The following is a 26,412-nucleotide window of genomic DNA, read 5'->3' as shown; positions in this document are numbered from 1 at the left end:
GTCCCGCGCTCACTCGGCCCGGTCGGTCTCGTGCCAGTCGCAGTCGGTGCACTTCCAGCCGGTGACGAACTCGGTCACCGAGGGCATGTAGCCGACGCGAAGCACGTCGCCGCCACACGCCGGACAGTCCCGGTCGGCGTCCTCGATCGCGTCCGCCTCCATCACCGACTCCCCCTCGACGAGTTCCGCGAGCGACTCGGGGGTGACCATCCGCCCCTGAACCACGCGATTCTCGGCCATACTCGCGCTACGGCGACCCGCCGTAAACGTCTGGCGGGCGTCGAGGTCGGTTCTTCGTCCCGCCACCGTCGCTCTCACACCGACTCCGGCAACCAGCCCCCGTCGACCTCGACGTTCTCGCCGCTGACGTACCCGTTCTCGGGGTCGAGGAAGAAGAGGACGGGCCGGGCGACGTCCTCGAAGGAGGCGGGCCGGCCCCGCGGGAGGTCGTCGGGGAACTCGTCGGAGTTCTCGACGACGTAGGGGGAGACGGCGTTGACCGTGATTCCGTCGTCTTGCGTGTCGGCGGCGAGCATCCGGGTGAACATCAACACGCCCGCCTTCGCGGCGAAGTACGGGAAGTTCTTCGGGCTCACGAGCCCTTTCTCGGCCGAGGCGTAGCCGACGTTGACGATGCGGCCGTAGCCGCTCTCGCGCATCGCCGGCAGCGCGCGCTTCGAACAGAGGTAAGTGCCGTCGAGGTTCGTCGCGAACACCCGCCGCCAGGTCTCGACGTCGAGGGCCTCCCAGTGGCGCGGCGCGAAGTCGCCGACGTTGTTGACGAGACAGTCGACGGGGCCGAGGTCGGTCTCGACCGCCGAGAACAGTCCGTCGACGCTGTCGGGGTCGGTGACGTCGCCCTGAACGGTCGTCGCCGCGCCGGCGCCGCGCTCGCGGGCCTCGGCGGCGACCTCGCGGGCGGCGTCGGCGCTCGTGTGGTAGTGGACGGCGACGTCCGCGCCGCGGTCGGCGGTCGCCAGCAGGAGTTCGCGCCCGAGGCCGCGGCCGCTGCCCGTGACGAGCACGGTCCGATCGGAGAGGTCCGGTCCGTCCATGCCGGTCCGTCGACCCGGCCGTCCAAAAGTCGCCCGGTCGCGCGAGCGGCGCCGACGGGCGTCCTCGGGCCGTTCGCGCCGGCTCGACCGTGTGAACGTTTAAGGTAGTGGCCCGGGGTAGTCAGGGGTATGACGCTCGAGACGATTCTGCTCGCGGTCGGCCCGGGGGACGCCGACCGCGCCGACGAACTGGCCGCGACCGTCGTCGAGGTCGCGAGGCCGGCCGCGGCGACGGTCGTCCTCGGCCACGTGTTCACCCGCGAGGAGTACGATCAGGTCCTCGACCGGCTGGACTTCGATCCCGACGGCGAGGTCGATCCCGACGACGTCGCGACCCGCCACGCGACGATCCGGGACATCCGGGCGGTCCTCGAGGAACACGGCGTCGACTACGAGGTCCGCGGCGCCGTCGGCGACCACGGGACGACGATCGTCGACCTCGCGGAGTCGGTCGGGGCCGAGCGCGTCGTCGTCGGCGGCCGCCGGCGCTCGCCGACCGGCAAGGCGGTGTTCGGCTCGACCGCCCAGGAGGTGCTGCTGTCGGCGCCCTGTCCGGTGACGTTCGTCCGCGGCGAGGACTGACGACTCCGTCTCCCGGCTTCTCGTCCACACGGGCGTCCGGCCCCGAGGCGACGAACGCACCCAGCGCGTGGGCCCACGGGACAGGGCCGGGTGGGGACGCGACGCGGCCGCTCACCCGTCCTCGGACTCCTCCAGCGTCTCCTCGACGGAGCGGCGCCACATGGTGAAGTCGACCGCGTGCATCTCGAGCGTGTCGACGTCGTCCCGCAGGTCGTCGATCGACGACCCCAGCTCCTCCTCGAGGTCCTCGACGGCGGCTTCGAGCGTGTGCGAGCGGCGCTCGATCTCGTCGGAGAGGTCCTCGTGGACGTACCGGACCGCCTCCTCCAGCGTCCCGTCGACGTCTTCGAGCCCCGCCACCAGCGCGTCGGTCCGCTGGTCCAGTTCCCGTTCGAGTTCGTCGATGCGCGCCTCGAGGTCCTCGACGGACGACAGCTCCGACGCAAGCGAGGAGGTCCGCCGATCCAGTTTCCGCTCGACGTGTTTCATCCGCCGGAGGACGTCGTCGCTGTACTCCTCGGGGTCCGCCGACGGTTCCTCGTCGTTCCCGGCCCCGGCCGCGGACGTCTCCCCGACGGCGTCGCGCGTGGCGACGAGTTCGTCCCGGAGGGCGTCCGTCTTCTCCTCGACGCGCTCGACCCGGTCGGCGACGCGCTCGACGTCGGCGCCGAGGTCGCTGGTCTCGACCGCCAGCGCTCGGTCGTTCGATTCGAGGTCCTCGATTGCCTCTTCGAGCGCCTCGACGTCCGCCGCCAGCGAGTCGAGCGTCGACTCGACGTCGGCCAGCCGCTCCGCCGGAGGGTCGGTCTCGTCGGCGAGCGCGCGGCGGAGCGCGGTCGTCCGCGCGCCGCCCTGGTCGGATCTGAGCGCCGCGAGCAGTTCGTCGAGGGCGTCGGTCGCCGATCGATCGGTCGATTCGTTGGGGGGTGGCGTTCGATCGTTGTGCGCTGGCATGGGTTTTGGTGGCAGGTACCGAGTTGGGGGATCCGCCTCCCCGGAGCGGGTCTCCGGGCCCCGGCGAATCCGGACCGCCGCGGTCGCGCGGGCGGTGTCGCGTCGGTCGGCCGTTCAATTTACGCACTACACTCAAAGATTATAACTGTGTGTGCCCGTCGTATAATGTGGCTGATGTAAACGGTCGGGGGTCCGTTACGGGTCGCGTCGGCCGGTCGGCGCCTCTCGTCGCGCGCTCGGCGGTTCCGGAGAGACGGGTCGAACTACGCACACGTTCGGCCGAGAAAAGCGAGAAACGGCCGTCGACGGTGGGGTCGGCCGCCCCCCTCCGCGTTCAGCGGCGTCTCGTCGCGGCGCCGACGGCGATCAGTGCGGCGATAGCGACGGCGGCCGCGGCGACGCCGAAGCCGGGCGTGGAGTCGTCGGCGTCGGTTTCGCCGTCGGCGTCGTCGGTGCTGCCATCGTCGGCGTCGTCGGTGCTGCCATCGTCGGCGTCGTCGGTGCTGCCATCGTCGGCGTCACTGGTGTCGTCACCGTCGTCGGTCCCCGGATCGTCCGTGTCGGCGTTGTCGTCGTCGGGCTCCGGTTCGTCGGCGTCGGCGTCGGCGTCGGGTGCGGGCAGGTCCCACTCTTCCGGCTGGGCGTCTACCGACGGGTTCGCGAGTTTCCAGCCCTCTATCTGGGCGACCGTCGTGTGGATCTCGGTCTCGAGGTCGTCCGCGAGGTCCAGCGCCTCCCAGGCTTGCTCTTCCGAGTAGTTCGCGAGGTACTCCCTTGCTTTCGTCTCGTTTTCTTCCCACAGTTCGGCGGCTTTCCGCTCTTTCTCCGCCTGCTGCTCTAGCTCCGCCTCTTCGAACGTCTCGATCTCCTCGATCACCTTCGGCCCGAAGTAGTCGTAACTGAGGAACCGCAGGTTACTGAGCGACCTGAACTGCCAGAACGCGGAGTCCTCGTCGTAGGTGTCGTTCCCCTGCCTGTACGGCTCGGGGAACTCTTCGAGCGCGGGGTAGTAGGGGACGTACGGGCTGGCCAGCGGCGTCCCCATCGCGGCCCACGCGACGTCGCTGATCGGCGTCGGGCCGTCCTCGCGAAGCTGTAGTATGTGCGATTCGATCGTCGACGTGGTCCCGACCGTGCGGGGCAGTGGCTCGTCCGTCTCGCGCGCGTCGTATTCGGTGTCCTGGTAGCGGTACCGCGTGAAGTCCATCACGTCCTTTACGGAGATCTCTTCGTCCGGTTCGACGGTGACCGGATAGGGTCTCGCGTCGGGACCGGGCACCTCGTCGCCGTCCCACGGCGCGTTCTCGGTGCCGAAGTACTCGAGGCCGCCCCAGACGCGCTGGTAGTTGTAGGCGGCGTAGTCGTCGGCCGTCCCGTAGGCTTTCGCGAAGTGGAAGTCCTCGGTTTCCGGGTCGTAGAGGTCGTGTTCGGCGGCGAAGTCGATCAGGCCGTCGGAGCCCATGTAGTCGGGGCTGTCGAGGTCGACCTCCCCGAGTCGCATCGCGTTGGCGCCGACGAAGTACTCGTCGTCGGGGATCCGGTGGGCGGCCCAGTGGTGGCCGCTGGCGGTCTCGATGAGCCACGCCTCGGTGCCGTTCGCGACGGCCATCGCGAACGGCTCGCTCGCGCCCTCCTGTTCGACGATCTCGCCGACGAGTTCGACGCCCTCGCGGGGCGTGTCGGCCCGCTGGGCCACGAGCGTCGTCACGCTCGCCTCGGCGAGGCCCCCCTCGACGAGCGGGTCGACCTCCTCGACGTCCTCGTTGATGCTCGTCGTCGTCGTCGCGGTCACGCCGACCCCCTCGGAGTTGATCGCGAACTCGTGGAATCGGCCCCACTCTGTGGTCCAGTCCTGCGCGGCGTTGTACGCGTACGTCTCGTTGGGAAGCGGCCATTCGAGGCCGTTGGCCGCCTCGAACGTCGCACCCTCCGGGTGCGTCTCGGCGGGAACGTGGCGGAAGTGTTTCGCCCAGTTCCCGCTGTAGTCTTCGGTTCTGGCCAGCACGACCGAGCCGTCAGCGCTGGCGTTCTTTCCGACGATCACCATCGTACAGCCACGGTACTCCGCGTCGGTCTCGGTCTGTACGCCGTCCGGCGTCGGCGACTCCGTCTCCGCGGCCGGGGCCGCCGACGCGTCGCCGTCGGCGGCGGGTGCGGCCGCAGCAACCGGCGTGAGTACCGACAGTACCATCATCGCTGCGACGATCGTTGCTACTGGTTTAGACTTCACATCCGACACTAAGCGGTCGGAACGGACAAAGCCGTTCCATCAAACTGTTTGTCTTTTAATTATGTCGCCCTTCTGTTGACTCTTCACACGGTACCAGTTCACAGCACCGTCGTCCGCTCCCGTGAACTCGACTGGTCCGCGATCTGTGTGCGATATTTCGTTCGCCTCGTACTATCTCATCTTGACAACATCTGCAAATAGTCACGTGAGATCAATATTGGTAATGTGCGAAAACCGAGCTCTCTTAGACGTGTGTGGCTCCCGACGCGAGGTCCGTTCTCCCTACCGGGTGCGTCTTCGACCGGCGCCCCCTGAAACGCGTTCACGGGATACTTCCATGTGTGCTGGAGCGGCCAGAGCCCGTCAACGAGGCGCTCCGCGAGTTCCTCGCGGACGTCTACCGACGCCGGTCGCCACGGGTTCGTCGCCGTTACCGGCTCGTCTCCGGACGGGTGCTCGCGAGCGACCCCTGGGCGCGACCGAGTAGCTTCGCGCTGACGTACCCGACAAGGACCGCCACGACGAGCAGGAGCGGGTAGGCCGCGACGAGTTCGACCCAGCCGATGTCGAGCGGACGGACGAGCGCGAACTCGCCCGTCGTGAGCCCGCGCCAGGCGACGTACAGGAAGTAGGTCACCGACAACGAGACGCCGCTCCCGAGGAGGCTCCACGTCGACTTCTCGAACTCGCTTAGCTCCGGGTCGAGGTCCGTCGTGTGGGTCACGACCTGCAGGCTGACGAACCCCGGTACCAGACACAGGACGGTGTAGACGAGGTTCACCGCGAGGTCGGGGAAGGTCATGGCCGCGGGTGCCGACGGCGTCCCGGCCCCGTCGGTCGGCCGGCGCCCGTCGCTCCGTGTCCCCCCGCCTCCGTACCCGGACGATCCATTCCCGACTCACCTGTGTGGACGAACACCACGGTGGATGTTAGCGCTTGCCCCTGCTCGGCCAACGGAAGCCGTACGGCCGGAAGGCAGGCCCGCGCCGGCGATCACGGCTGTCGAAACCACGTCGACGACGTTCGAGCGCGGCGGCGGCCGGCCGAGGACCGCACCTATCGCGGGGTCCGACGGTAGCCGCGAGGGCGGTGATCGCTCTGCCGGAGGAGGACGTACCGGGCGAGACGACGGTCCCGCTACACTACTTATTTCACCCGCACCCCTGTAGTATCCGACGATGGTCGAGACCGTTTTATTAGTCGGGGTCGTCGCGTCAATATTCGTCGGGTTCAACATCGGCGGCTCGTCGACGGGCATCACGTGGGGGCCCTCGGTCGGTGCCGGAATCGTGACGAAGACGACGGCCGCGGCAGTCATGACGTTCTTCGTTTTCTTCGGCGGGTGGACCGTCGGCCGGAACGTCATGAAGACGCTCAGCGAGGGCATCATCACGACCGATCTCACGCTGACGGCGGGCGTCGCCGTCCTCTTTTTCATCGGGCTTGGGATCCTCGTCGCCAATCTCTTCGGCGTCCCCGTCCCGACGTCGATGACGACCGTCGGCGCCATCGCCGGACTCGGACTCGCGACGGATACGCTGAACTACGCGACGATCGCGGAGATCCTCTCGTGGTGGATCGTCACCCCGGTTCTTGGGCTGTGGATCGGCGTCATCATCGGTCGTTACGTCTATCCGGCGGTCAACCGTCGGGTTCGAATCGAAAAGTCCGACGGGCCGTTACTGGTCCTCGATCGGGGGGGACGACTTCCGACGCCGGCGTTCGGCCCGAACACCACGTGGTCGGAGTTTACCACGACGCTGGTCGTCTTCGTTATCGGCTGTTACATGGCGTTCAGCGCCGGTGCGAGTAACGTTCCGAACGCCGCCGCACCACTGGTCGGCGGTGTCGGTGGACTCGGCACGGACACCGCGATCGTCCTCGCCACGCTCGCGATCGGATTCGGCGGGTTTACGATCGCCCGCCGAACGATGGAGTCGGTCGGCGGCGAACTGAGCGACATTCCACTGCTCGCCGCGCTGTTCGTCATGATAACGGCATCGACGATTACGACCACCCTCTCGTGGCTCGGGATCCCGATCAGCCTCGTGATGGCGACGGTGATGACGATCGTTGGCATCGGGTGGGGCCGAGCGACCCGTCCGGTCACCGTTCGCGAGGCGGTCACCGGTGACGTCGAAAACCGCGATATCGAACTGGGCGCCATCGTCGCTGAGGAACAGGAAGCGACGCCGACACCGGCGATCGGCGAGCAAGAACCCGACGAGGTGATCGACGCGGCCAACCTCTTTAACCCACGGGCGATCGTCAAGTACGTCTCGATGTGGGTCATCGGTCCGTCGATGTCGACGATCCTCGCCTACGGGTTCTTCATCGTCGTGCCCGGAGTTGCCTGACCGAGTATTTACGGCTGGACGGTGAATACGACACCATGCTCTCGCGCGTTCTCGTTCCGATGGACGACTCCGACCACGCTGAACACGCTCTAGAGTACGCACTCGACAACCACCCCGATGCCGAGGTGACCGTCTTACACGTCGTCGGCGTCCCGTCGATGATGATGGGCGACGCAGTCGGTCTCGCGCTCGAAGACGACATCGACGAGGCCGCCGCCGACCGCGCCGAACCGGTTTTCGAACGCGCTCGCGCGATCGCCGACGAGCGTGATCGAGAGATCGACACGGCCGTCGGCGTGGGCCACCCGGCCCGGAACGTGATCGATCGTGCCGGCGACTACGACACGGTTGTACTCGGCAGTCACGGCGAAGACTGGCGGCGCGCGACGCGCCGCTTTCTCGTCGGCAACGTCGCCGAGACGGTGTCCAAACGGGCACCGGTGCCGGTAACGCTCGTGCGCTGACGCCCGCCCGCGTCCGAACCGCTACGTGTCGGAGTCGTCCTCGGCCGACTCGTCGATGAGTTCTTCGACCTGCTCCTGGCGCGGCCGTCGATCGACGCGTTCGTCGACGGCCTCGACCTGCGCCTGCACCGTCTCGATCTGTTCACCGACCGTCTTTTCGACCGATTGTTCGACGGTTTCACCGACCGTCTTTTCGACCGATTGTTCGACGGTTTCGCCGACCGTCTCCTCGACTTTCTGTTCGACGGTTTCACCGACCGTCTCCTCGACGGTCCGGGTCATCCAGTCGGGATCGAACCGGGCCATCTTCCAGACCACGTGAAGGATGTACGCGGAGAAGACGCCGAGTCCGAAGGCGATCCCGACGCTGAATTCGACCGTCGCGATCAGCCCGATCGCGAGGATGATCAACGCCCCGTAAGCGAGGTCGACGACCGCGTCGACACGGGCCGGGTTCACCATTTCCGATCACTACTCACGTCTACCTGCGACGCTGAACCAGTTCGATGCCGTGCTTCCCGCCACCGTAGCTTCCGGTCCAAGTTCATCACTTCCGTCTATGTTCTCCCGACTGACTGAAATCCTTTGGCACGGCTCCGGCCGTCTCGGAGGGCGGTGTTCCCCAGTTTCATTCCTCGATAAACGCGTCACACCCCTCGCTACTCCCGCTTTGCCAGTGGATCAGGTTGTCGCCGGTGTACTCGGCGATAACGTCGTAACATCTGGCATCGTCAACGGTCGTCGACTCCGTGATCCCGGCCTCGTCGATCGCCGTTTCGATAGTTATCACCCCCCGTTCGTCCGGAAGTTCGTCGGTCAGTTCCACGGCCGACTCGTCCCCGTCGGCGGCGATCCGATGCGGTTCGTCGTATCTCGTCTCGCCATCGATGCTCACAGCTACCGAGAACTCGTGAGCGCTCGCGTCGTCGTTTTCCAGTCGGAGACGCGCGATCCGTGCGCTTGCGCCGTCGAGCGCCGAACAGCCTGCGAGAGCGATGCCCGTTCCAGCCGTGAGGACCCCTCGTCGAGAGAACATCGGGTGACAGTAGTCGCTGCTTCTCTGATAGCCCTTCTGCCGTGAGTGCTACAGACGCATCTCACGCCGTGTAACCGGCTTTCCCGGCCAGTGTCCGGTCGCGACATCGTACCGCACGTCGGTCGGGAGCCAGCGGGCCGTCGGCCACGGCCCGCTCGACGGGGTGAGCGAAGACTTCGTCGACAGACGTTGCAGCGTCAGTCGCTATCGATACGGCCGGCTCCGAAAGACGGCAGAATCGGAGTGGACGTGCCGGGCCTGAGCGCACGCTTCGCGTTTGCGATGGTCGGCGAGTCACGACTGAACGAGCGTAGCGACGTGCAGAAGTGGACTCGCCGGGATTTGAACCCGGGGCCTCTTCCTTGCGAAGGAAGCGATCTGCCGCTGATCTACGAGCCCTCGCACGTTTCTATCCGCGGTTTCTATTTGTACCTTGTGTTTCGGCGGTGCCGTGGGTGGGACTCACGTAGCGAGTGCCCGCCGGGTCCTCGGCTCCAGTACGCCCGCCCTGCCCGCCACGAGCCCCAGCAGGAAGCCGGCGAAGTGGGCGATCAGCGCCACCTGGGGCGCGGCGGTCGCGACGGTGATGATCGCCGCGAGGGCGACGAACGCAGCGAGCGTCGCCCAGCGGGGGACCTCGACCCGGGCGGCCAGCCCGTCCGCGAGGCGGTTGCCGGCCAGCAGGTACCCCATCAGCGCGAAGACGGCGCCGCTGGCGCCGAGGACCTCGGGGTTGTCGACGCCGAAGACTGCACCGCTGACCCAGACCTGAGCGACGCCTGCGAACGCCCCCGTCGCGACGAAAAAGGCGTGAAACCGTAGCCGGGTCGTCGCGCGGGCGATCGGCCAGCCGAACAGCACGAGCGCGACGCCGTTCGAGAGGAGGTGCGCGAGACCGTCGTGGGCGTAGACGCTCGTGACGATCGTCCACGGGTTCGCTTCGAGCGGCGGCGAGAGGGCAAACAGGCCGACCACCAGCGCCGTCCGGCCGACGGCGTAGGCGACCCCCTGGAGGGCGAAGACGACGACGAACAGCGCGAGCGTCTCGACGACCGGGCTCTCGGTCCCGGTCCCGTTGCCGCCGGCGACGGTCATGTACGTTCTACGACGGACCGACACAAAAGCGCTCGGCGCCCCGTCGGCGACAGCTACGGCTGGGCGGTTGCGAGCGGGAGAATCGCGATCGCGACCTCGATCAGTCTTCGAGGACGATCTCGATCGAGACGTCGTTTGGCACCTGAATGCGCATGAGCTGGCGGAGTGCGCGTTCGTCGGCGTCCAGGTCGATCAGGCGCTTGTGGACGCGCATCTCCCAGTGCTCCCACGTAGCGGTGCCCTCGCCGTCGGGCGACTTGCGGGTCGGCACCTCGAGCGTCTTCGTCGGGAGCGGGATCGGCCCGCTCAGGTTGACGCCGGTGTTGTTCGCGATCTCGCGGACGTCCGCACAGATCTCGTCGAGGTCTTCCGGACTCGTGCCCGCGAGTCGAACGCGTGCCTGTTGCATCGATCTACTTCTCGTTGACTTCGAGGACCTTGCCGGCCGCGATGGTCTGGCCCATGTCGCGGATGGCGAAGCTCCCGAGTTCGGGGATCTCGCTCGACGGTTCGATCGACAGCGGCTTCTGCGGACGGATCGTCACGACGGCGGCGTCGCCCGACTGGATGTAGTCGGGGTTCTCCTCGGCGACTTCGCCGCTCGCGGGATCCATCTTCTTGTCGATGGACTCGATCGTACAGGCGACCTGCGCCGTGTGGGCGTGGAAGACCGGCGTGTACCCGGCCGTGATGACCGAGGGGTGTTGCATGACGACGATCTGGGCCTGGAACGTCTCGGCGACGCTCGGCGGGTCATCGGCGGGGCCACAGACGTCACCGCGGCGGATGTCGTCCTTGCCGATGCCGCGGACGTTGAACCCGACGTTGTCACCGGGCTCGGCGCGCGGGACTTCCTCGTGGTGCATCTCGATCGTCTTGACCTCGCCGCCGACGTCGCTGGGCTGGAAGGAGACGTCGTCGCCGGTCTCCATGACCCCGGTCTCGACGCGGCCGACGGGGACGGTACCGATGCCGGAGATGGTGTAGACGTCCTGGATCGGCAGGCGCAGCGGCGCGTCCGTCGGCGGCTGCGGCTCCGGCAGGTCGTTCAGGGACTCGAGCAGGGTACGGCCGTCGTACCACGGCGTGTTGTCGGAGGCCTCGGCGATGTTGTCGCCCTCGAAGGCCGAGATCGGGACGAACGAGGCGTCGTCGGTCTGGAACTGCACCTGCTTGAGCAGCTGTTCGACTTCGCCGACGACCTCCTCGAAGGTGTCCTCGCTGTAGTCGACGACGTCCATCTTGTTGACGCCGATGATGAGTTCGTTGATACCGAGCGTGCGCGCGAGGAAGACGTGTTCCTGGGTCTGGGGCGCGACGCCGTCGTCGGCGGCGACGACGAGCACCGCGTTGTCGGCCTGCGAGGCGCCCGTGATCATGTTCTTCACGAAGTCACGGTGGCCCGGACAGTCGACGATGGTGAAGTAGTACTCGTCGGTGTCGAACTCCTGGTGGGCGATGTCGATGGTGACCCCGCGCTCGCGCTCCTCGGCGAGGTTGTCCATCACGTAGGCGAACTCGAAGCCGCCCTTGCCCTTCTCCTCGGCTTCCTCTCGGTGCTGCTCGATGACGTGCTCGGGTACGCTCCCCGTCTCGTAGAGGAGTCGCCCGACCAGCGTACTCTTCCCGTGGTCGACGTGGCCGATGATGGCCAGGTTCTGGTGGGGTTTGTCTTCGCTCATGGTTGTAGCTCACGCGCAGAGGCGCTTATATCGGTCCCTTTTGCCCGTTGCGGTTAAAACCATTTCGAAACCGTATTTCGGCGGCCACGGCGCCGTCTTGCGGTTTGTGTCTAGTGCGCACGGTTCACGGGGGTGTCGCGGCGCCGAAAGCCGGCCGTCAGAGCCGACCGACGTCCGACAGCACCGCCGTCGCCGTCTCCGGCCCGCCCGCGCCGTGGCCGCTGGAGTAGAGGTCGCCGGCGTGGCGCGTCTCGATCTGGACGATGTTTTGCGTGCCCGACACGGCGAGCGCGCCGTTCTCGGGGACCAGCCGCGGGCCGACGCGGACCCCCTCGCGGGTGGCCTCGCCGACCAGCCTGATCGTCCGGCCGTCCTCGCGGGCGACGTCGAGCGCGCTCGGCGGGACGTCCCGGATGCCGTCGACCGCCGCGTCGTCGAGCGAGAAGCCGCCGTCGGCCAGCACGTTCGCGAGGATGACACACTTCAGCGCGGCGTCGGTGCCGTCGACGTCGAAGGTGGGGTCGGCCTCCGCGACCCCGAGGTCCTGGGCCTCCGCGAGGACGTGCTCGTAGCCGAGGCCCTCGGCGGCCATCCGCGTGAGGATGAAGTTGGCCGTCCCGTTGAGCACGCCCCGGACCGCGGTGACGGCCCCGGGCGTGCAGTCCTCGATCGTCGACAGCACCGGGATGGCGCCGCCGACGGTGGCCTCGAACCGGATCGCGCCCGCGCTCTCGCGTTCGAGCGCGCGGAGGTCCTCGTAGCGCTCGGCGACGGGACCCTTGTTCGCCAGCACGACGTGCCGGTCGGCCTCCAGTGCGCGTTTCGCGTGTGTGAAGCCGGGTTCGGCGTCGCCGAGCGTCGTCGGCGTCGTCTCGACGAGGACGTCGTAGTCGCTCTCGAAGACCGCCTCCGGGTCGGCGGAGCCGACGGGTTCGCCGCCCGCCTTGCGCTCCAGCGCGCCGGTCACGTCGATCCCGCCGTCGGCGACGGCCGCGCTCGTCGAGTCCGCGAGCGCGACCACCTCGTGGCCGTACTCGCCGGCGAGGTCGGCGACCGAACCGCCGACGGCGCCGGCGCCGAGGATCGCCAGCCGCATCAGGCATCACCCCCGAGCAGCGGCTCGACGAGGCGGAGGTCCTTCTCGGCGGCGACCCCGCGCAGCGCCTCCAGCGCGCGCTCGGCGCGCCCGGAGTCGATCGCGAGGCGCAGGCGGACGCTCGAGACGGCGTCCATCCCGTCCGGGGCCGCGAGCGAGAGGTCGATCACCGCGGCGTTCGCGTCGGTCTCGATCGCCGAGAGCGTCTCCGAGAGTTCGGTCTCGACGAGGTGGCCGACGAGGACGACGGTGATCTCCTCGCCGTAGCGGTCGGCGCCGGCCTGGATGACGTTGACCCCTGCCTCGCGCAGCGCGTCGACGACGACATCGAAGCGCTCCGGCGGGCACTCGAAGTCGACCTCGACGGGGATGTGCCCCCGCGGCGTGATGTTGCCGCGCTCGTGGTGGATCGAAAGCAGGTTCCCCCCGTTGTCGGCGATGGGCGCCAGCGCCCGGAGCAACTCGCCGGGTTCGTCGACGAGTTCGAGACGGACCGTGTACGCGCGAACGCCGCCGTCGGTCCGCTCGCCGCCGTCGGTCTCGGCGTCCGCCGTCGGTGTCGATCCGCCCGCGGGTTCGGCTTCGTCACTCATCGACGACACCTCCCGGTGGGCGTTCACGCGCCGTCATGGCTCCCTCTGGGGAGCGGTCGCGTAAAAGCGTATAGACGTCTCCAAAACTGGCCGACCGTGCGAACGCGGCGCACACGGGGTGGCGGAAGGCGGGCCGACGCGGCCGGTCAGAAGTGGTCCTCGCCGGGGTTCGACGAGCCCCAGTCGCCGCGGCCGCCCTCGGTGCGGTCGATGCCCATGATGGACTCGGCCTGCTCGGGGCCGCCGAGGCTCTCGCGGGGGTCGGGGACGCGGACGGTGACGTCGTCGATTTCGGGCCACTGCAACAGCGCGGCCTCGATGTTGCCCGTCGTGACGTCGCTGATCGAACACCCCGAACAGCCGCCGCCGAGTTCGACGACGACCTCGCCCGTCTCGGGGTCGGCCTCGCGGACGGCGCTGGTGCCGCCGTGCATCTGAATGATCGGCATCTCTCGGGCCAGCCAGCGCTCGACGCGCTCTTTCAGGCTCGCGTCGCCGCCGTCTGAGTCGGTCATCGCCCCTCCTAGGGAGTCGAGCGGGGAATAGTTTCGGATCGCCCCTCACCGCCGGCGCGCCCGGCGTCGCGCGGCCGCGAGCGCGGCCGCGAGCGCGACCGCCCCGCCGGCGACGGCGCCGGCCGCCGTAAATCCCGGAACCGGGTTCGCCGCAGCCTCCTCCCCGCTCCCGGACGCGTTCCCGTCGTCCGAGGGGTCGGGAGTCGCGGCGTCGTCCGTCTCGTTCGTCCCGTTCGTCTCGTTCGACGCCCCCTCCTCGTCGGGGTCGACCAGCGCCGGCGGGTCGACCTGCCGGCCCGCCTCGATCGGGAACGCGTAGAGGGCGCCCTCGGTCGGCGCGTTCGGCAGCAGCGACGTGCTGCTCGCGACGAAGACGTCGTCGGTCGCGACGCGGGCCGTCCAGAACGCCGCCGTCTCGGGGTCGCGCCACCGGGCGACCTCCTCGGGGTCGGCGGGATCGGAGACGTCGTGGATCGCCACGCCCCCGCGGTACCACGAGGAGAACAGCAGGCCGTCCCGGAGTTCGAAGTTGTGCGACGTCGTCCACGCCCCGGTGCGGTAGGAGGCGTCGTACGTCTCCGGCGCGCTGATCGTCGTCAGGGGGGTCGGTTCGCCGGACTCGCTCGCGTCGAAGAGGTCGATCCCGCCCGCGCCGTCGGGGTCGCCCGCCCGCGTCGACCAGGCCTCCCTGCCGACCGCCAGCACCTCGCCGGCCTCGTCGAACGCGGCGTAGTGGTCGTTGCCGGGCAGCGCCTGCTGGGCCTCGGTCACCTCGGGGCCGTCGAGGTCGGTGACCGCCTCGGGGTCGACCGCCGGGACGTGCGAGCGCAACTCGGGATCGGTCGGGTCGCCTACGTCGACCAGGTAGGTGCCGGCGTCCCAGTAGGGCAGGGCGGCCACCCCGTCGCGGACGGTGACGTCGTGGAGGTAGCGGAGCAACTGGTCGACCTCGCGCCACGCCGGGTCGACTTCGAGGGGCGACCACCGGCCGACCTCCTCGGGGTCGTCGTCGCTCGCGTCGACGATCACCAGCGGGTTGGCCTCGCCGTCGTTGCCCGCGAGGTAGAGCGTCCCGTCCGCGAAGTGACAGTTGTGGATGTGGAAGTCGGTCGCGTATGGCTCGCCGACCCGGACGGGGTCGGCGGGGTCGCTCACGTCGTACAGCAGGACGCCCTGAAAGGCGTTCCCGGTCGCGGGGTTCGCCGGCCCGACGACCGCGAGTCGGTCGCCGTCGACTTTGGCGTCGAGGACGTCGACGAGCGGCGGGCGCTCGTCCTCGTCGTCGAGGAGGGCCCGTCGATCGGCGAGGACCGTCGGCTCGGCGGGGTCGCTCACGTCGACGACCGCGAAGCCGTCGACGGCGGCGAGGTAGGCCGTCTCGCCGTCGTCGCCGACGACCGCCTCGGCGGCGCCCTCGACGGGGACCCGCCCGAGGGGTTCGTACCCCTCGTCGGTCTGCGCCGCGCCGACCGCCGGGGCCGCCGCCGAACCGAAGACGCCGGCGCCGAGGGCCGCGCCGGCCCGGAGGAGGGCTCTGCGGTGCATACGCTCACGAACGTGTCTCCGGGTAAATCGGTTTGGGTTGCGAACGGGTGCGGGGCCAGTCGCGGGTCTCGCTCACCGACGGTCGCGGAGTCGACGGCGGTCGCCGGTCCCCTCGGTCATGGCGCTCGCGAGCGCCCCCTCGACGACGACGTCGTCGCCCAGTCTGGTGACCTGTATCTCGGGGACGTTGCTCATCACCATGTCCGAGACGCGCTCGCGGATGGGGTCGACGACGAGTTCCTCGTTGTTGAGCGCGACCGCGCCGCCGAAGGAGATCACGATCGGCGCGAACGAGTGGACGACGTTCGCCACGCCGACGGCGTTCCAGTGGGCGAGTTGCTCGATCGTGTGGTCGGCCAACTCGTCCTCGCCGGCGAGGTCGAAGACGTCCCTGGCGGTGAACTCGGGGTCTTCGAGCGGCAGTGCGGTCTCGGTCGAGGGGTCGTCCTCGGCGAGCAGGCGGGCGTACTCGGGGATGTTGTTGCCCGAGCAGTAGGCCTCCCAGTGGCCGTCGTGGCCGCACCCGCAGGTCATTCGGCCGGCCGGGTCGACGATGCAGTGGCCGACCTCGCCGGCGTTGCCGTCCCAGCCGTCGAGAATATCGCCGTCACAGCAGACGCCCGCACCGATCCCCGAGGAGATGGTGACGTAGACCATGTCGTCGGGGTTGCGCTCGGAGTGAAAGCGCTCGCCGATGACGCCCGCGTTCGTGTCGTTGTGCAGGTAGACCTCGTCGGTGTCGGCGAGGTTGCCGATCGGACCCGTCAGGGGAATGCGGTCGATCGTGTCCGGCAGGTTCGCGGGGTCGATCACCGCCCCCTCCGCGAGGTCGAACGGGCCGATCGAGCCGATGCCGACCGCCTCGATTCGCTCGGGGTCGATCCCAGCCTCGGTGCAGGCTTCCCGCAGGGTCGCGAGGACCTTCTCCGTCACGTCGATGCCGGTCGGGCCGCGCGGCGTTCCGTTGTTGCTCGCGCCGACGGTCGCCCCGTCGTCCTCGGCGACGACGGCGCGCACGTTCGTCGCCCCCAGGTCGACGCCCGCGTAGTAGACCATTCGTACCTAGCCGACCGGCGTCGTGGCACTTAACTACACACATCCTTCGCCGCCAGAAGGCGTGAGAATGCCACTCAAGCGGGGGCGTCGCCGCGAGAACGGGGGCCACTCACTCCGCGTGGAGGCTGTCGGCGGTCCCGACCCAGTCGCAGTGGTTGCAGCCGATGCCGTAGGAACAGTTGTCGAACCCGACGTCGCTCGATCCGCACTTCGGACACGCGCTCACGGACATACTACTGCGTTCCATACACTGGTTTATATAATTTGGTTAACTCGGCTTCCGGTACCGTTTTCGGACCTCTCGGGAGCGATGGACGTTCGGTTCGGCGAGGTGGAAAACCGCGACTTCCCCTCGAAACGGTCGCCGGGTACACGGAGGCGGCGCGTCGACGCGGAACCGTGACCGATCCGACCGACGAGCGCCGCGAGGGCGCGCGACGCGTGCCGCTGTCCGACTGGGATGCCGTCGTCGAACACCTCGAACGGTTCTGTGCGGGCGGGGAGTTCGAGGTCGACGACGGCCGCGCAGTCTGCCGGTTCGCGAACGCGCGGCTGGCCGTCTCGCGGGACGGGACGGTCGAGACCGGGATGCCGCTGCACGCGTTCGCGCGGGACGGGGTCGACGCGCTCGCGTTCGACCACGACCGCGGCGAACTGACGGTCGCGACGGCCGACGGCGACCGGTCGACGTACACCTTCCGCCGACCCTGATGCCTCTCGCAACGGGTCTATACTCCTCGGGGGCCTAGACCGTCCGTGACGATCGAAACGGACGTCCTCGTCGTCGGCGGCGGCGCGACCGGCGCGGGCATCGCACGCGACCTCGCCCTCCGGGGCCTCGACGCGGTCCTCGTCGAGCGCGACGGCCTCTCCTCGGGCACGTCGAGTCGCTCCCACGGGCTGTTACACAGCGGCGCGCGCTACGCCGAGGCCGACCGCGCCGGCGCCGCGGAGTGCATCGAGGAGCGGCGCGTACTCGGCGAGATCGCGGGCGCGTGCGTCCGCGACACGGGCGGGCTGTTCGTCTCGCTCCCGGCCGACGACCCGGCGTACTTCGAGGAGAAACTGACGGCCTGCGAGGAAGTCGGCATCCCGACCGAGGTGATCGACGGCGACGAGGCCCGGGCGGCGGTGCCGGGGCTCTCGCCGGCCGTCGAGCGGGCGATGCGGGTCCCCGACGGCGTCGTCTACCCCTCGCGGCTGGTCGCCGCGAACGCGGCCGACGCCCGCGAGCACGGCGCGACGATCCACACGCACGCGCCGGTCGAGGGGATCGAGACGGACGGCGACCGGGTGACCGGGGTCCGCGTCGGCGGCGCGGTCGGGGAGACGGTCGTGGCCGACTACGTCGTCAACGCCGCCGGCGCGTGGGCCGGCCGGATCGCCGGCATGGCGGGGGCCGACGTGACGATGCACCCCAACCGCGGCGTGATGGTCTCGGTGCCCTACGACGACCTCGGCCCGGTGCTCAACCGCTGTCGGGTGCCGTCGGACGGCGACATCGTCGTCCCCCACGAGGGCGAGGTCGTCCTCGGGACGACGAGCGTCGACGTCGACGACCCGGACGAGTACCCGAAACCCGAGTGGGAGGTCGAGCGGACGGTCGAGGAGTGTTCGGCGATGCTCCCCGCGGTCGCCGACGCCGACCCGCTGCGGACGTGGTGGGGGATCCGCCCGCTGTACGGACCGGACGAGGCCGAGCGCGGCGGCCGGGGCATCTCCCGGGACTTCGTCCTGCTCGACCACGCCGACGACGGTGCCGAGAACTTCGCGACGATCGTCGGCGGGAAGCTGACGACCTACCGTGCGATGGCAGAGGCCGCCGCCGACCTCGTCTGCGACCGCCTCGGCGTCGCGGCCGACTGCGTCACCGACGAACGCGACCTGCCGGGCGCGGACGATCCGGCCCGCCTGGACGAGTTCGTCGCGGCGTTCGACGCCAGCGGCCCGACCGACGCGGACGTCGTCGCCGGCGGCTGAGTCAGTCGCTCGGACTCGGCGTCCGGACGCTGGAGATGTAGCCGGTCAGGTCGGTCGTCGAGATCATCCCGATGACGACCTCCTCCTCGTCGACGACCGGCATGTGGTGGAAGCCGTGCTCGATCATCGCGTCCGCTACCTCGCGGATCGGCGTCTGGGCCGTCGTCGTCACCACGTCGGTCGTCATGTACCGCGAGACCGCCGTCTGGGCCTTCGGGTGGCTCTGCGAGACGATGCCGACGAAGTCCGTCCGCGTCAGGATCCCTTCGAGGTGGCCGTCGTCGTCGACGACGACCAGCGAACCGATCTCGTGTTCGAGCATCGTCTCCGCGGCGTCCTCGACGAGCGTGTCCGGCGACGCCGTCCGGAGGTCGGTGGACATCAGCCGTGCGACGAAGATGTCGTCCATGGGTACCTCGTCTCACCGGTGATTCAAAAGGGTTGCCGACACGGCGATCCGCGAGCGGCCGCACCCGCGTCGGGTCGAACCGCGAGGGATTTTGGCCGTCCGCTCACAACGGCCGGCCATGCAGGAGGCGACGCTCTGTTTCGTCGTTCGCGACGGCGAGGTCCTGTTGATCGAGAAGCGCCGTGGACTCGGCGAGGGGTGGTACAACGGTCCCGGCGGCAAGGTCGAGGACGGCGAGACGCCCCGCGAGTGCGCGGTCCGCGAGGTCCGCGAGGAGGTCGGCCTCGACGTCGCGGACGTGGAGAAGGCGGGCGAACTGCGGTTCACCCTCGACGGCGCGGCCCACACGTTCTGTCACGTCTACCGGACGTCGACGTTCGAGGGCGAGCCCCGGGCCTCGCCCGAGGCCCGTCCCGAGTGGGTGCCGGTCGAGGACGTGCCCTACGACCGGATGTGGGACGACGACCGCCTCTGGCTGCCGGGCGTCCTCGACGGGCGGACCGTCGCCGGCGAGTTCCGCTTCGAGGGCGGCGAACCGCTGGACGAAGCGGCGTTCGTCGACCACGATCTGGAGTGGGACGTCTCGTTCGAGTGAGTCAGGGCCGCAGCACGACCTTCCCCGAACTCTTGCGGTCCTCGATGAACTGGTGGGCCTCGGCGGCGTCCGCGAGCGGGAACTCCTCGCCGACGACCACTTCGAGGTCGCCGCTCGACAGCGCCTCGGTGAGGTCGGGCACCGCGCCCATGATCCGCTCGGGGTCCCGCTGGGAGGCCTGCCCGAGGTGGAAGCCGATCACGCGCTTGTTCTCGAACAGCAGCCGGCGGGTGTCGGCGCTCGCGGGTTCGCCGCCGGCGACGCCGAAGGTGACCAGCCGACCGAAGTGCGAGAGGGCGTCGAGGCTGCGCTCGAAGACGTCGCCGCCGACGCTCTCTAAGACGAGGTCGACGCCCTCGCCGTCGGTCTCCTCGTCGATCACCTCGCGGAAGTCCGTCTCGGTGTACTTGATGGGGTGGTCACAGCCGAGGTCGGCGGCGAGGTCGAGTTTCTCGTCGCTGCTCGCGGTGCCGAACACCTCCGCGCCGGCCCGGGAGGCGAGCTGGACGGCCGCGGTGCCGACGCCGCCGGCGGCGGCCTGGATCAGCACGCGCTCGCCCTCCTCGAGGCCGCCCCACGCGAACAGGCAGTTGTGCGCGGTGAGGTACTGGACGGGAAAGCCCGCGGCCTCCGCGAAGCTCATCCCCTCGGGGATCGGGAACAGTAGCTGGGCGTCGGCCGTGACGTACTCGGCGTAACCGCCGCCGTTCAGCATGGCGACGACGCGGTCGCCCTCGTCGAGGTCGACGCCCTCGCCGGTCGCGTCGATCGTTCCGGCGGCCTCCATGCCGGGGACGTACGGCGGCTCCGGCCCGCCGGGGTACTGACCCTTGCGCTGCTGGATGTCCGCGAAGTTGATCCCCGCCGCCTCGACGTCGACGCGGACCTCGCCCGGGCCGGGCTCCGGTCGCTCGCGCTCTACGGTTTCGAGCGCGTCGCTGTCGCCGAACTCGGTGACTTCGATCGCTTGCATGGAACGGAGAATCGCGGCCGTCCCTCAAAAATGCGGGCGAACCGGAAGCAACGTGCCGGCAGTTTCGGTTCGGCGGCTACCCGGCGTCGTCGAGAAGCGCCGGCAGGTCCGCGATCGAGTCGAGCACGTAGTCCGGGTCGTGGGCGGCGGCCGTCAGGTCCGCCCGGTCGCTCGCCCCGGTGAGGACGAGCACGGTCGTCATCCCCGAGCGCGCGCCCATCTCGACGTCGGTCTCGAGGCGGTCGCCGACGAGCAGACACCGCTCGGGCGGGCAGTCGAGGGTCGCGATCGCGACCTCGGCGGCCGTGGCCGACGGTTTCCCGAGGACGCGATCGAGCGACCGGCCGGTGACGCCCTCGATGGCGCCGATCATCCCGGCCGCGTCGGGCACCTCGCCGTCGGCTACCGGACAGGTGCGGTCGGGGTTGGTCGCGACGAACGGCGTCCCCTCGTCGAGGGCGTCGAACGCCCGCCGGAGCGTCGCGTAGTCGAACGAGCGGTCCATCGACGCGACGACGACCCCCGCCCGGTCGGGGTCGTCGGTCACGGTCACGCCGGCCGCTTCGAGTTCGGCGACCAGCGCCGCCTCCCCGACGACCAGCGCCGGCCTGTCGGGGTGGGTTCCCGCGAGCCACTCGCCGGCGATGGCCGCGGACGTGAGCACGTCCTCGGGGGCGGCCGGGATCCCGAGGTCGGTCAGCGTGCTCGCGTAGTCGGCCGGTCGCTTCGTCGCGTTGTTCGACAGGAACAGGACGGGCGCGGCCTCGCGGGCGCGTTCGACCGCCGCTGTGGCGCCCGGGACGAGGCCGTCACCCCGGTAGATGGTTCCGTCGAGGTCCAGAAGGATGCCGTCGTAGTTCATAGCCTAGCGTACCTTCGAACGTAGGTACGCCGAGAGCAATTCACTGACGATGACGACCGCGAGGATGGCAAGCAGGATCGTCAGCACGCGGTGCCAGTCGAGGAAGTTGATGCTGTTCTGGAGTTCGACGCCGATGCCGCCGGCGCCGACGAAGCCGATGATCGTGCTCGACCGGACGTTGATGTCCCAGCGGTAGACCGAGACGCCGACGAACGCCGGCTTCACCTGTGGGACGATCCCGTACAGCAGCGTCTGGGTCCTGCTGGCGCCGGTCGCGCGGACGGCCTCGACCTGCGTCGGGCTGATCTCCTCGATCTCCTCGGAGACGAGTTTGGCGACGAAGCCGATCGACCGGAACCCCACCGCGAGCACGCCCGCGAGCGCGCCCGCCCCGAACAGGATCACGAAGAGGATCGCCCAGATGATGACGTTCACCGACCGCGTGGCGACGATGAGGAACTTCCCCAGCGCGTACGTCGCGCGGTTCGGCGTGGTGTTCTCGGCGCCGATGAACGCGACCGGCAGCGCCAGCAGGATGGCGAGTCCGGTCCCGAGGACCGCGATGTTGACGGTCTCCAGCAGCGGGCCGACGATCTCGTTCGCGTAGGCGGCGTCCGGCGGGTACATCCGGTTGAGCAGGTCCCGAACCGATTCGGGGGCGGACCGGACGTACTCGTAGCGGACGCCGAGTGCGCGCCACGAGACGGCGACCGCGACGAGCGTCAGGAGCCCGGCGAGGTAGCGGACGAGCCGTCGTCGGCGCCCTCTGGCGCTCCAGTCGCGGACGCCCCCGGCGGATTCGGTGCTCACTGTATCCACCTCCGCGTGTAGGCGCTTACGCCCTCGCCGAGCAGGACGACGGCGATGATGACCATGACGATCGCCACCGCGAAGTCGAACTCGTAACGGTCGAAGGCGTTGATCAGCGTGATGCCGATGCCGCCGGCGCCGACGATGCCGATGATCGTGCTCGCGCGGATGTTGATGTCCCAGCGGTAGATCGCCAGGCCGGCGATCCGCGGCACGACCTGCGGGTAGACGCCGTAGAGGAGCACCTGCAGGGGCGAACCGCCGACCGCGCGGACGGCGTCGCGCTGGTTCTCGTCGATGTCCTCCAGGTCCTCGGCGAGCAGCTTCGAGTAGAAGCCGGGCGTGGCGAACACGAGCGCGATCACGCCCGCGAGGGGGCCGATGCCGACGGCGACGACGGCGAGGATCCCCAGCACGAGTTCGTGCAGCGCGCGCGAGACCGAGACGATCGCCCGGCCCACGAGGTAGACCGGCCGGGGGACGAGGTTCTCCGCCGCCATCACGGCGATCGGGATGCTGACCACGACGCCGACGACCGTCGCGACGATCGACATCGCGATGCTCTCGACCATCCCCCGGAGGATGAGTTCGCGCTTGCGCGGCCCGAAGTTCGGCGGATACATCTCGCGGAGCAGGTCGAGTGCGGCCGCCGCGCCGGAGAGGATCCGGTCGACGCCGATCCGGATCTCCCAGAGGCTCCACAGGACGAACGCCGCGATGGCCGCGTAGACGACGTACTTCACCGCGGCGTTGTAGAACACCGTCGGCCGCTCCCACTCGCGGGGGTGGTCGGCGCGCCCGCGGTCGGCCTCGGTCCCCGAACTCATAGCTCCCGGGTCGAGCCGTCGGCGGGGGCGACTCCCTCGTCGTCGGGGTCGCTCGCCGCCGCGCCGGCGCCGGGGGCGACCCCCTCGTCGGCGCCACGGTAGATCACGTCCCGCGCGCCCTCGTCGACGTCCTCGGGGCCGCCCTCGAAGACGATCTCGCCGTCGTGGAGGCCGACGACCCGGTCTGCGTACTCCAGCGCGAGTTCCACCTCGTGGATGTTGATGAGCACCGGGATCGACTCCTCGCGGGCGATCTCGGTCAGGAGGTCCATCACGGCCCGGGAGGTGTCGGGGTCGAGGCTCGACGTCGGCTCGTCGGCGAGCAGGATCTTCGGCCGCTGGACGACCGCCCGCGCGATGCCGACGCGCTGGCGCTGGCCGCCCGAGAGTTCGTCGGCCCGCTTGTTCTCCATGTCGGCCAGCCCCACGCGGTCGAGCGTCTCGTAGGCGTACTCGACGTCCTCCGCCGGGAAGTTCCGGCGGAACGCGTTCCAGTTGCTGAGGTAGCCGAGCCGTCCCGAGAGGACGTTCTCCATCACGGTCAGGCGCTCGACGAGACCGTACTCCTGGAAGATCATCCCGACGTCCCGGCGGGTCTTCCGGAGCTGTCGCTTCGACAGCGCCGTGAGTTCGGTGTCGTCGAGCCACACCTCGCCGTCGGTCGGTTCCGTGAGGCGGTTGATACACCGGACGAGCGTGCTCTTGCCGGCGCCGCTCGGGCCGATGATCGCGACGACCTCGTTGCCCGAAACCTCCATGGAAGCCCCCTTGAGCGCGCGGTCGCCGGTCTGGTAGGTCTTGTCGAGGTCGACTATCCTGAGCATCGAGTCAGACGTCGTCGTCCTCGTAGTCGACCCCGTTGACCTCGTGGTTGACGAGGATATCGTGGTAGTGGGTGGCGTAGTCGATCTCGACCCACGTCCCGCGGCCCTCGAACTCCTCGGCGATCTGGGTGTCCTGGTAGTCGTAGTCGAGGAACGCGCGCCTGACGCCCTCCTGAACGTCGGGGTGGAGGTTGTAGCGGTAACAGAACGAGGTGGTCGGGAACGGCGCGCTGGCCCAGATGCACTTGATCTGCGTGGGGTCGACGTCGCCGCGGTCGGCGACTCGCGCGTAGCAGGTGCTACAGATCGGCGCGACGTCGTAGTCGCCGTGGAAGATGCCCGCGGCGCTGTTCTCGTGGCTGCCGGAGAACTCGATCTCGTAGTCCTCGCCCGGGGTGACGCCGGCGTCGGTGAACAGCGCGTTCGGCGCGAGGTGCCCGGAGTTCGACGACTGGTCGGTGTGGGCGACGTTCTTGCCGGCCATGTCCCCGAGTTCGGTGATCTCGTCGTTGTCGGCCTGCGTGATGACCCACAGCCGGTAGCCGAACTCCTCCTCGCCGACCTGAATGCCGAACGGGACGGCCCCGGAGTTGTTGACCGCGAACGGCGTCGACCCGGTCGAGAAGCCGGCGACGTGCAGGCGCTCGTTGCGCATCGCCTCGATCTGGGCCGCGTACGACTGCAGCGGATTGTTCTCGACGTTCTTGCCGGTCTCCTTTTCGATGTTCTCGAGCAGCGGGTCGAGCACCCCCTCGAAGACGGCGGGGTCTTCGGTCGGCACCATCGCGAAGTCGAGCGTGTCGGGGTCGAGCCACTCGCTCTCGTCGTCCGGCGTCTCCCGCGGCGGGTCGCCGTAGTGGGGTTCGTCGCGCTCCTCGAAGGTGTCGAGTTCCTCGATCGAACCGGTCTCGAAGCCGTGGTCGAGCAGCGTCGAAGTGAGTTGCGGGAACTCGGGGTCGAGCGGGTTGAACTCGGGGAAGTCGTCCTCGCTCGGACCGCTCCCCCCGTCGTCACCGTCGTTTCCGGTCAGACAGCCGGCGAGCGCCGCGCCACAGCAGGCACACGCCGTCGCTTTCAGGACGTCTCGTCTCGAACCGTTCGTGCCAACCATGCTCACACCAATTATAGTGAAGTACAATAAACGTGGTTGATGAAATCTAACTATTTTTCCGTGGTGATAGGTAGCTCTCGGGCCGCTATATAGCCGCCTCGGCCGCTGGCCGTCGCGCCGAGGCGGCCGGACGCTTCCGGCCTTCCCGCCGGCCGCGCCGGTGTGCCACACGCCGTCCCACCTTCGCATCGTTTAAGACCGCCGTGGCTGTCGTTCGAGGTATGAGCGACGAGAGTCAGGAACTCGGCATCACCGAGTCCAAATCGCACCGGCCCGGCGAGTGGTACGCCGAGGTCGTCCGGAAGGCGGGACTGGCCGACTACGCGCCCATGGGCGGGTTCATCGTCACGAAGCCCCGCGGCTACGCGCTGTGGGAGGCGATACAGGACGCCCTGGACGGCTGGTTCAAGGACACCGGCGTCACGAACGCCTACTTCCCGATGTTCATCCCCGAGAGCTACCTCGAACGGGAGAAGGACATCGTCGAGGGCTTCGACCCCGAGGTGGCGTGGGTCACGAAGGGCGGTCACGACGAACTGGAGGAACGCCTCGCGGTGCGCCCGACCAGCGAGTCGATCATCGCCCCCTTCATGGCCCAGTGGGTCCGCAGCCACCGCGACCTCCCCCTCCGGTTGAACCAGTGGTGTTCGGTCGTCCGCTGGGAGGCGACGGAGACGAAGCCGTTCTTCCGGACCAAGGAGTTCCTCTGGCAGGAGGGTCACACCGCCCACGCGACCGACGAGGGGGCGTGGGAGGAGGTCTGGACCCGCCTCGGCCAGTACGAGCGCGTCTACGAGGAGGTACTCGCCATCCCGGTCCTGCGCGGGAAGAAGCCCGAACACGACAAGTTCCCCGGGGCGGACACGACGACGACCGTCGAGTGTCTGATGCCCGACGGCAAGTCGGTGCAAGGCGGCACCAGCCACAATCTCGGCCAGTCGTTCGCGGAGGCGTTCGACATCACCTTCGTCGACGAGGACGAGGCGGAGCGCACCGCCTACACCACCTCGTGGGGGCTCTCCTGGCGCGCGCTCGGGGCGCTCATCATGACCCACTCGGACGATCAGGGTCTCGTGCTCCCCCCGACGATCGCGCCCACGCAGGTCGCCGTCGTCCCCATCTGGCAGGAGGACACCAAGGAGACGGTCCTCGAGTACGCCGAGGGGATCGCCGCCGACCTCGAAGACGCCGGCGTCCGCGTCGAACTCGACGACCGCGACGAGCGCAACCCCGGCTTCAAGTTCAACGAACACGAACTCCACGGCGTCCCTCTCCGGATCGAGATCGGTCCCAACGAGGTCGACGACGGGGAGGCCACCCTCGTCCACCGCCCGGACGGCGAGCGGGCCGTCGCGGACCGCGCGGACATCGTCGGGACGGTCGACGAGCACCTCGAGACGATCTACGACGAACTCTACGACGCGGCGAAGGAGAACCTCGAGGAGAACGTCCGGGAGGCCCACAGCCCCGAGGAGATCCTCGGGACGATCGGCAAGCACGGCGGCTACGTGAAGACGCCGTGGTGTGGCGACGAGGCCTGCGAGGAGGCCATCAAGGAGAAGATCGCCGCCGAGATCGTCATGCAACCGCTCGAGGATCAGGGCGGGACCACCGCCGGGGAGCCGACGACTCCCGAGGACGACGCCGAGTGTGGCGTCTGTGGCGACCCCGCCGACGAGATCGCCTACTTCGCGAAGTCCTACTGAGGCGACGGCCTCGCCCCGGCCCGCTCGCGTCGCCGGCCGGGCAACCTCGTCACGT

At 69.0% G+C, this 26,412-nt stretch carries 30 protein-coding genes and 1 tRNA gene; 7 read left to right on the top strand and 24 right to left on the bottom strand.

Going from position 1 to position 26,412, the window contains the following annotated elements:
• Window positions 1–9 precede the first annotated feature (9 nt).
• Window positions 10–240, bottom strand: a complete 231-nt coding sequence (locus NKG98_RS10065) for a DUF5795 family protein (protein ID WP_254765792.1) — start codon at window positions 238–240, stop codon at window positions 10–12.
• A gap of 74 nt (window positions 241–314) precedes the next feature.
• Window positions 315–1,055, bottom strand: a complete 741-nt coding sequence (locus tag NKG98_RS10060) for an SDR family NAD(P)-dependent oxidoreductase (protein WP_254765791.1) — start codon at window positions 1,053–1,055, stop codon at window positions 315–317.
• 129 nt (window positions 1,056–1,184) lie between these two features.
• Between NKG98_RS10060 and NKG98_RS10055 the strand changes: the two genes are divergently transcribed.
• Complete coding sequence (locus tag NKG98_RS10055; protein WP_254765790.1) at window positions 1,185–1,637, top strand: universal stress protein; 453 nt, start codon at window positions 1,185–1,187, stop codon at window positions 1,635–1,637.
• A 111-nt stretch (window positions 1,638–1,748) separates the two neighbouring features.
• Here NKG98_RS10055 and NKG98_RS10050 read toward each other — a convergent pair whose 3' ends face one another.
• The 3 genes from NKG98_RS10050 to NKG98_RS10040 all read right to left on the bottom strand — a co-directional run bounded on the left by NKG98_RS10050 (window position 1,749) and on the right by NKG98_RS10040 (window position 5,623).
• Window positions 1,749–2,591 (bottom strand): hypothetical protein, encoded by an 843-nt coding sequence (locus tag NKG98_RS10050; RefSeq protein WP_254765789.1) that lies wholly within the window; start codon window positions 2,589–2,591, stop codon window positions 1,749–1,751.
• Window positions 2,592–2,925: 334 nt separating this feature from the next.
• Window positions 2,926–4,785 (bottom strand): C69 family dipeptidase, encoded by a 1,860-nt coding sequence (locus NKG98_RS10045; protein WP_254765788.1) that lies wholly within the window; start codon window positions 4,783–4,785, stop codon window positions 2,926–2,928.
• A gap of 466 nt (window positions 4,786–5,251) precedes the next feature.
• Window positions 5,252–5,623: a hypothetical protein gene (locus NKG98_RS10040; RefSeq protein WP_254765787.1), complete on the bottom strand. Its 372-nt coding sequence runs from the start codon at window positions 5,621–5,623 to the stop codon at window positions 5,252–5,254.
• A 376-nt stretch (window positions 5,624–5,999) separates the two neighbouring features.
• On the opposite strand from NKG98_RS10040, the gene NKG98_RS10035 reads away from it, so the two are divergent.
• Both NKG98_RS10035 and NKG98_RS10030 read left to right on the top strand, forming a co-directional pair.
• Window positions 6,000–7,178 carry an inorganic phosphate transporter gene (locus tag NKG98_RS10035; protein WP_254765786.1) on the top strand — a complete coding sequence of 393 codons (1,179 nt, stop codon included), beginning with the start codon at window positions 6,000–6,002 and terminating at the stop codon, window positions 7,176–7,178.
• 35 nt (window positions 7,179–7,213) lie between these two features.
• Window positions 7,214–7,642, top strand: a complete 429-nt coding sequence (locus NKG98_RS10030) for a universal stress protein (RefSeq protein ID WP_254765785.1) — start codon at window positions 7,214–7,216, stop codon at window positions 7,640–7,642.
• Window positions 7,643–7,663: 21 nt separating this feature from the next.
• Here the strand turns inward: NKG98_RS10030 and NKG98_RS10025 are convergent, their stop codons facing one another.
• The 12 genes from NKG98_RS10025 to NKG98_RS19000 form a co-directional block, all read right to left on the bottom strand.
• Window positions 7,664–8,104 carry a hypothetical protein gene (locus NKG98_RS10025; protein WP_254765784.1) on the bottom strand — a complete coding sequence of 147 codons (441 nt, stop codon included), beginning with the start codon at window positions 8,102–8,104 and terminating at the stop codon, window positions 7,664–7,666.
• 166 nt (window positions 8,105–8,270) lie between these two features.
• On the bottom strand, window positions 8,271–8,468 hold the full coding sequence (locus tag NKG98_RS10020) for a hypothetical protein (protein ID WP_254765783.1): 198 nt from the start codon (window positions 8,466–8,468) through the stop codon (window positions 8,271–8,273).
• A gap of 537 nt (window positions 8,469–9,005) precedes the next feature.
• Window positions 9,006–9,077: transfer RNA gene (locus NKG98_RS10015), tRNA-Ala, on the bottom strand.
• 63 nt (window positions 9,078–9,140) lie between these two features.
• A complete protein-coding gene (locus NKG98_RS10010; protein ID WP_254765782.1) occupies window positions 9,141–9,773 on the bottom strand; it encodes a rhomboid family intramembrane serine protease in 633 nt (210 codons plus the stop codon).
• Window positions 9,774–9,873: 100 nt separating this feature from the next.
• Window positions 9,874–10,182, bottom strand: coding sequence for a 30S ribosomal protein S10 (gene rpsJ, locus NKG98_RS10005; RefSeq protein WP_254765781.1), 309 nt, complete (start codon window positions 10,180–10,182; stop codon window positions 9,874–9,876).
• 4 nt (window positions 10,183–10,186) lie between these two features.
• Window positions 10,187–11,455, bottom strand: coding sequence for a translation elongation factor EF-1 subunit alpha (gene tuf / locus NKG98_RS10000; RefSeq protein ID WP_254765780.1), 1,269 nt, complete (start codon window positions 11,453–11,455; stop codon window positions 10,187–10,189).
• 157 nt (window positions 11,456–11,612) lie between these two features.
• Window positions 11,613–12,551, bottom strand: a complete 939-nt coding sequence (locus tag NKG98_RS09995) for a homoserine dehydrogenase (RefSeq protein WP_254765779.1) — start codon at window positions 12,549–12,551, stop codon at window positions 11,613–11,615.
• Complete coding sequence (locus tag NKG98_RS09990; protein WP_254765778.1) at window positions 12,551–13,144, bottom strand: amino acid-binding protein; 594 nt, start codon at window positions 13,142–13,144, stop codon at window positions 12,551–12,553. The genes NKG98_RS09995 and NKG98_RS09990 overlap by 1 nt, the downstream gene beginning before the upstream one ends.
• Window positions 13,145–13,290: 146 nt before the next feature.
• Complete coding sequence (locus NKG98_RS09985) at window positions 13,291–13,659, bottom strand: NifU family protein (RefSeq protein ID WP_254765777.1); 369 nt, start codon at window positions 13,657–13,659, stop codon at window positions 13,291–13,293.
• Between the two features lie 45 nt (window positions 13,660–13,704).
• The gene (locus tag NKG98_RS09980; protein WP_254765776.1) at window positions 13,705–15,204 is read right to left on the bottom strand and encodes an LVIVD repeat-containing protein; all 1,500 of its coding nucleotides are present in this window, start codon (window positions 15,202–15,204) and stop codon (window positions 13,705–13,707) included.
• Window positions 15,205–15,276: 72 nt separating this feature from the next.
• Complete coding sequence (locus tag NKG98_RS09975) at window positions 15,277–16,260, bottom strand: ROK family protein (protein ID WP_254765775.1); 984 nt, start codon at window positions 16,258–16,260, stop codon at window positions 15,277–15,279.
• Window positions 16,261–16,369: 109 nt separating this feature from the next.
• Window positions 16,370–16,492: a hypothetical protein gene (locus NKG98_RS19000; protein ID WP_256558411.1), complete on the bottom strand. Its 123-nt coding sequence runs from the start codon at window positions 16,490–16,492 to the stop codon at window positions 16,370–16,372.
• A gap of 167 nt (window positions 16,493–16,659) precedes the next feature.
• Here NKG98_RS19000 and NKG98_RS09970 point away from each other — a divergent pair, with 167 nt between their 5' ends.
• Both NKG98_RS09970 and NKG98_RS09965 read left to right on the top strand, forming a co-directional pair.
• Window positions 16,660–16,971, top strand: a complete 312-nt coding sequence (locus NKG98_RS09970) for a hypothetical protein (RefSeq protein ID WP_254765774.1) — start codon at window positions 16,660–16,662, stop codon at window positions 16,969–16,971.
• A gap of 45 nt (window positions 16,972–17,016) precedes the next feature.
• Window positions 17,017–18,240, top strand: a complete 1,224-nt coding sequence (locus NKG98_RS09965; RefSeq protein ID WP_254765773.1) for an FAD-dependent oxidoreductase — start codon at window positions 17,017–17,019, stop codon at window positions 18,238–18,240.
• A gap of 1 nt (window position 18,241) precedes the next feature.
• Here NKG98_RS09965 and NKG98_RS09960 read toward each other — a convergent pair whose 3' ends face one another.
• Entirely contained in the window at window positions 18,242–18,649 is a 408-nt protein-coding gene (locus tag NKG98_RS09960; RefSeq protein ID WP_254765772.1) for a CBS domain-containing protein, read from the bottom strand.
• Window positions 18,650–18,767: 118 nt separating this feature from the next.
• Between NKG98_RS09960 and NKG98_RS09955 the strand changes: the two genes are divergently transcribed.
• Entirely contained in the window at window positions 18,768–19,244 is a 477-nt protein-coding gene (locus tag NKG98_RS09955) for an 8-oxo-dGTP diphosphatase (protein ID WP_254765771.1), read from the top strand.
• A gap of 1 nt (window position 19,245) precedes the next feature.
• Here the strand turns inward: NKG98_RS09955 and NKG98_RS09950 are convergent, their stop codons facing one another.
• The 6 genes from NKG98_RS09950 to phnD form a co-directional block, all read right to left on the bottom strand.
• Window positions 19,246–20,217, bottom strand: coding sequence for a quinone oxidoreductase family protein (locus tag NKG98_RS09950; RefSeq protein WP_254765770.1), 972 nt, complete (start codon window positions 20,215–20,217; stop codon window positions 19,246–19,248).
• A 76-nt stretch (window positions 20,218–20,293) separates the two neighbouring features.
• Window positions 20,294–21,079, bottom strand: a complete 786-nt coding sequence (locus NKG98_RS09945; RefSeq protein ID WP_254765769.1) for an HAD-IIA family hydrolase — start codon at window positions 21,077–21,079, stop codon at window positions 20,294–20,296.
• 3 nt (window positions 21,080–21,082) lie between these two features.
• Window positions 21,083–21,889, bottom strand: coding sequence for a phosphonate ABC transporter, permease protein PhnE (phnE, locus tag NKG98_RS09940; protein WP_254765768.1), 807 nt, complete (start codon window positions 21,887–21,889; stop codon window positions 21,083–21,085).
• Entirely contained in the window at window positions 21,886–22,716 is an 831-nt protein-coding gene (gene phnE / locus NKG98_RS09935) for a phosphonate ABC transporter, permease protein PhnE (RefSeq protein WP_254765767.1), read from the bottom strand. Before phnE (NKG98_RS09935) ends, phnE (NKG98_RS09940) begins: the two co-directional genes overlap by 4 nt.
• A complete protein-coding gene (phnC, locus tag NKG98_RS09930) occupies window positions 22,713–23,540 on the bottom strand; it encodes a phosphonate ABC transporter ATP-binding protein (RefSeq protein ID WP_254765766.1) in 828 nt (275 codons plus the stop codon). The genes phnE (NKG98_RS09935) and phnC overlap by 4 nt, the downstream gene beginning before the upstream one ends.
• Window positions 23,541–23,544: 4 nt before the next feature.
• Window positions 23,545–24,651 (bottom strand): phosphate/phosphite/phosphonate ABC transporter substrate-binding protein, encoded by a 1,107-nt coding sequence (gene phnD / locus NKG98_RS09925; protein ID WP_254765765.1) that lies wholly within the window; start codon window positions 24,649–24,651, stop codon window positions 23,545–23,547.
• Between the two features lie 221 nt (window positions 24,652–24,872).
• Here phnD and proS point away from each other — a divergent pair, with 221 nt between their 5' ends.
• Window positions 24,873–26,357, top strand: a complete 1,485-nt coding sequence (proS, locus tag NKG98_RS09920) for a proline--tRNA ligase (RefSeq protein ID WP_254765764.1) — start codon at window positions 24,873–24,875, stop codon at window positions 26,355–26,357.
• Window positions 26,358–26,412: the final 55 nt, after the last annotated feature.

Source organism: Salinilacihabitans rarus (assembly GCF_024296665.1).
Taxonomy (GTDB): domain Archaea; phylum Halobacteriota; class Halobacteria; order Halobacteriales; family Natrialbaceae; genus Salinilacihabitans; species Salinilacihabitans rarus.
Note: the sequence above shows the minus strand (reverse complement) of the source record. Positions and strands in the feature narration are given on the sequence as shown.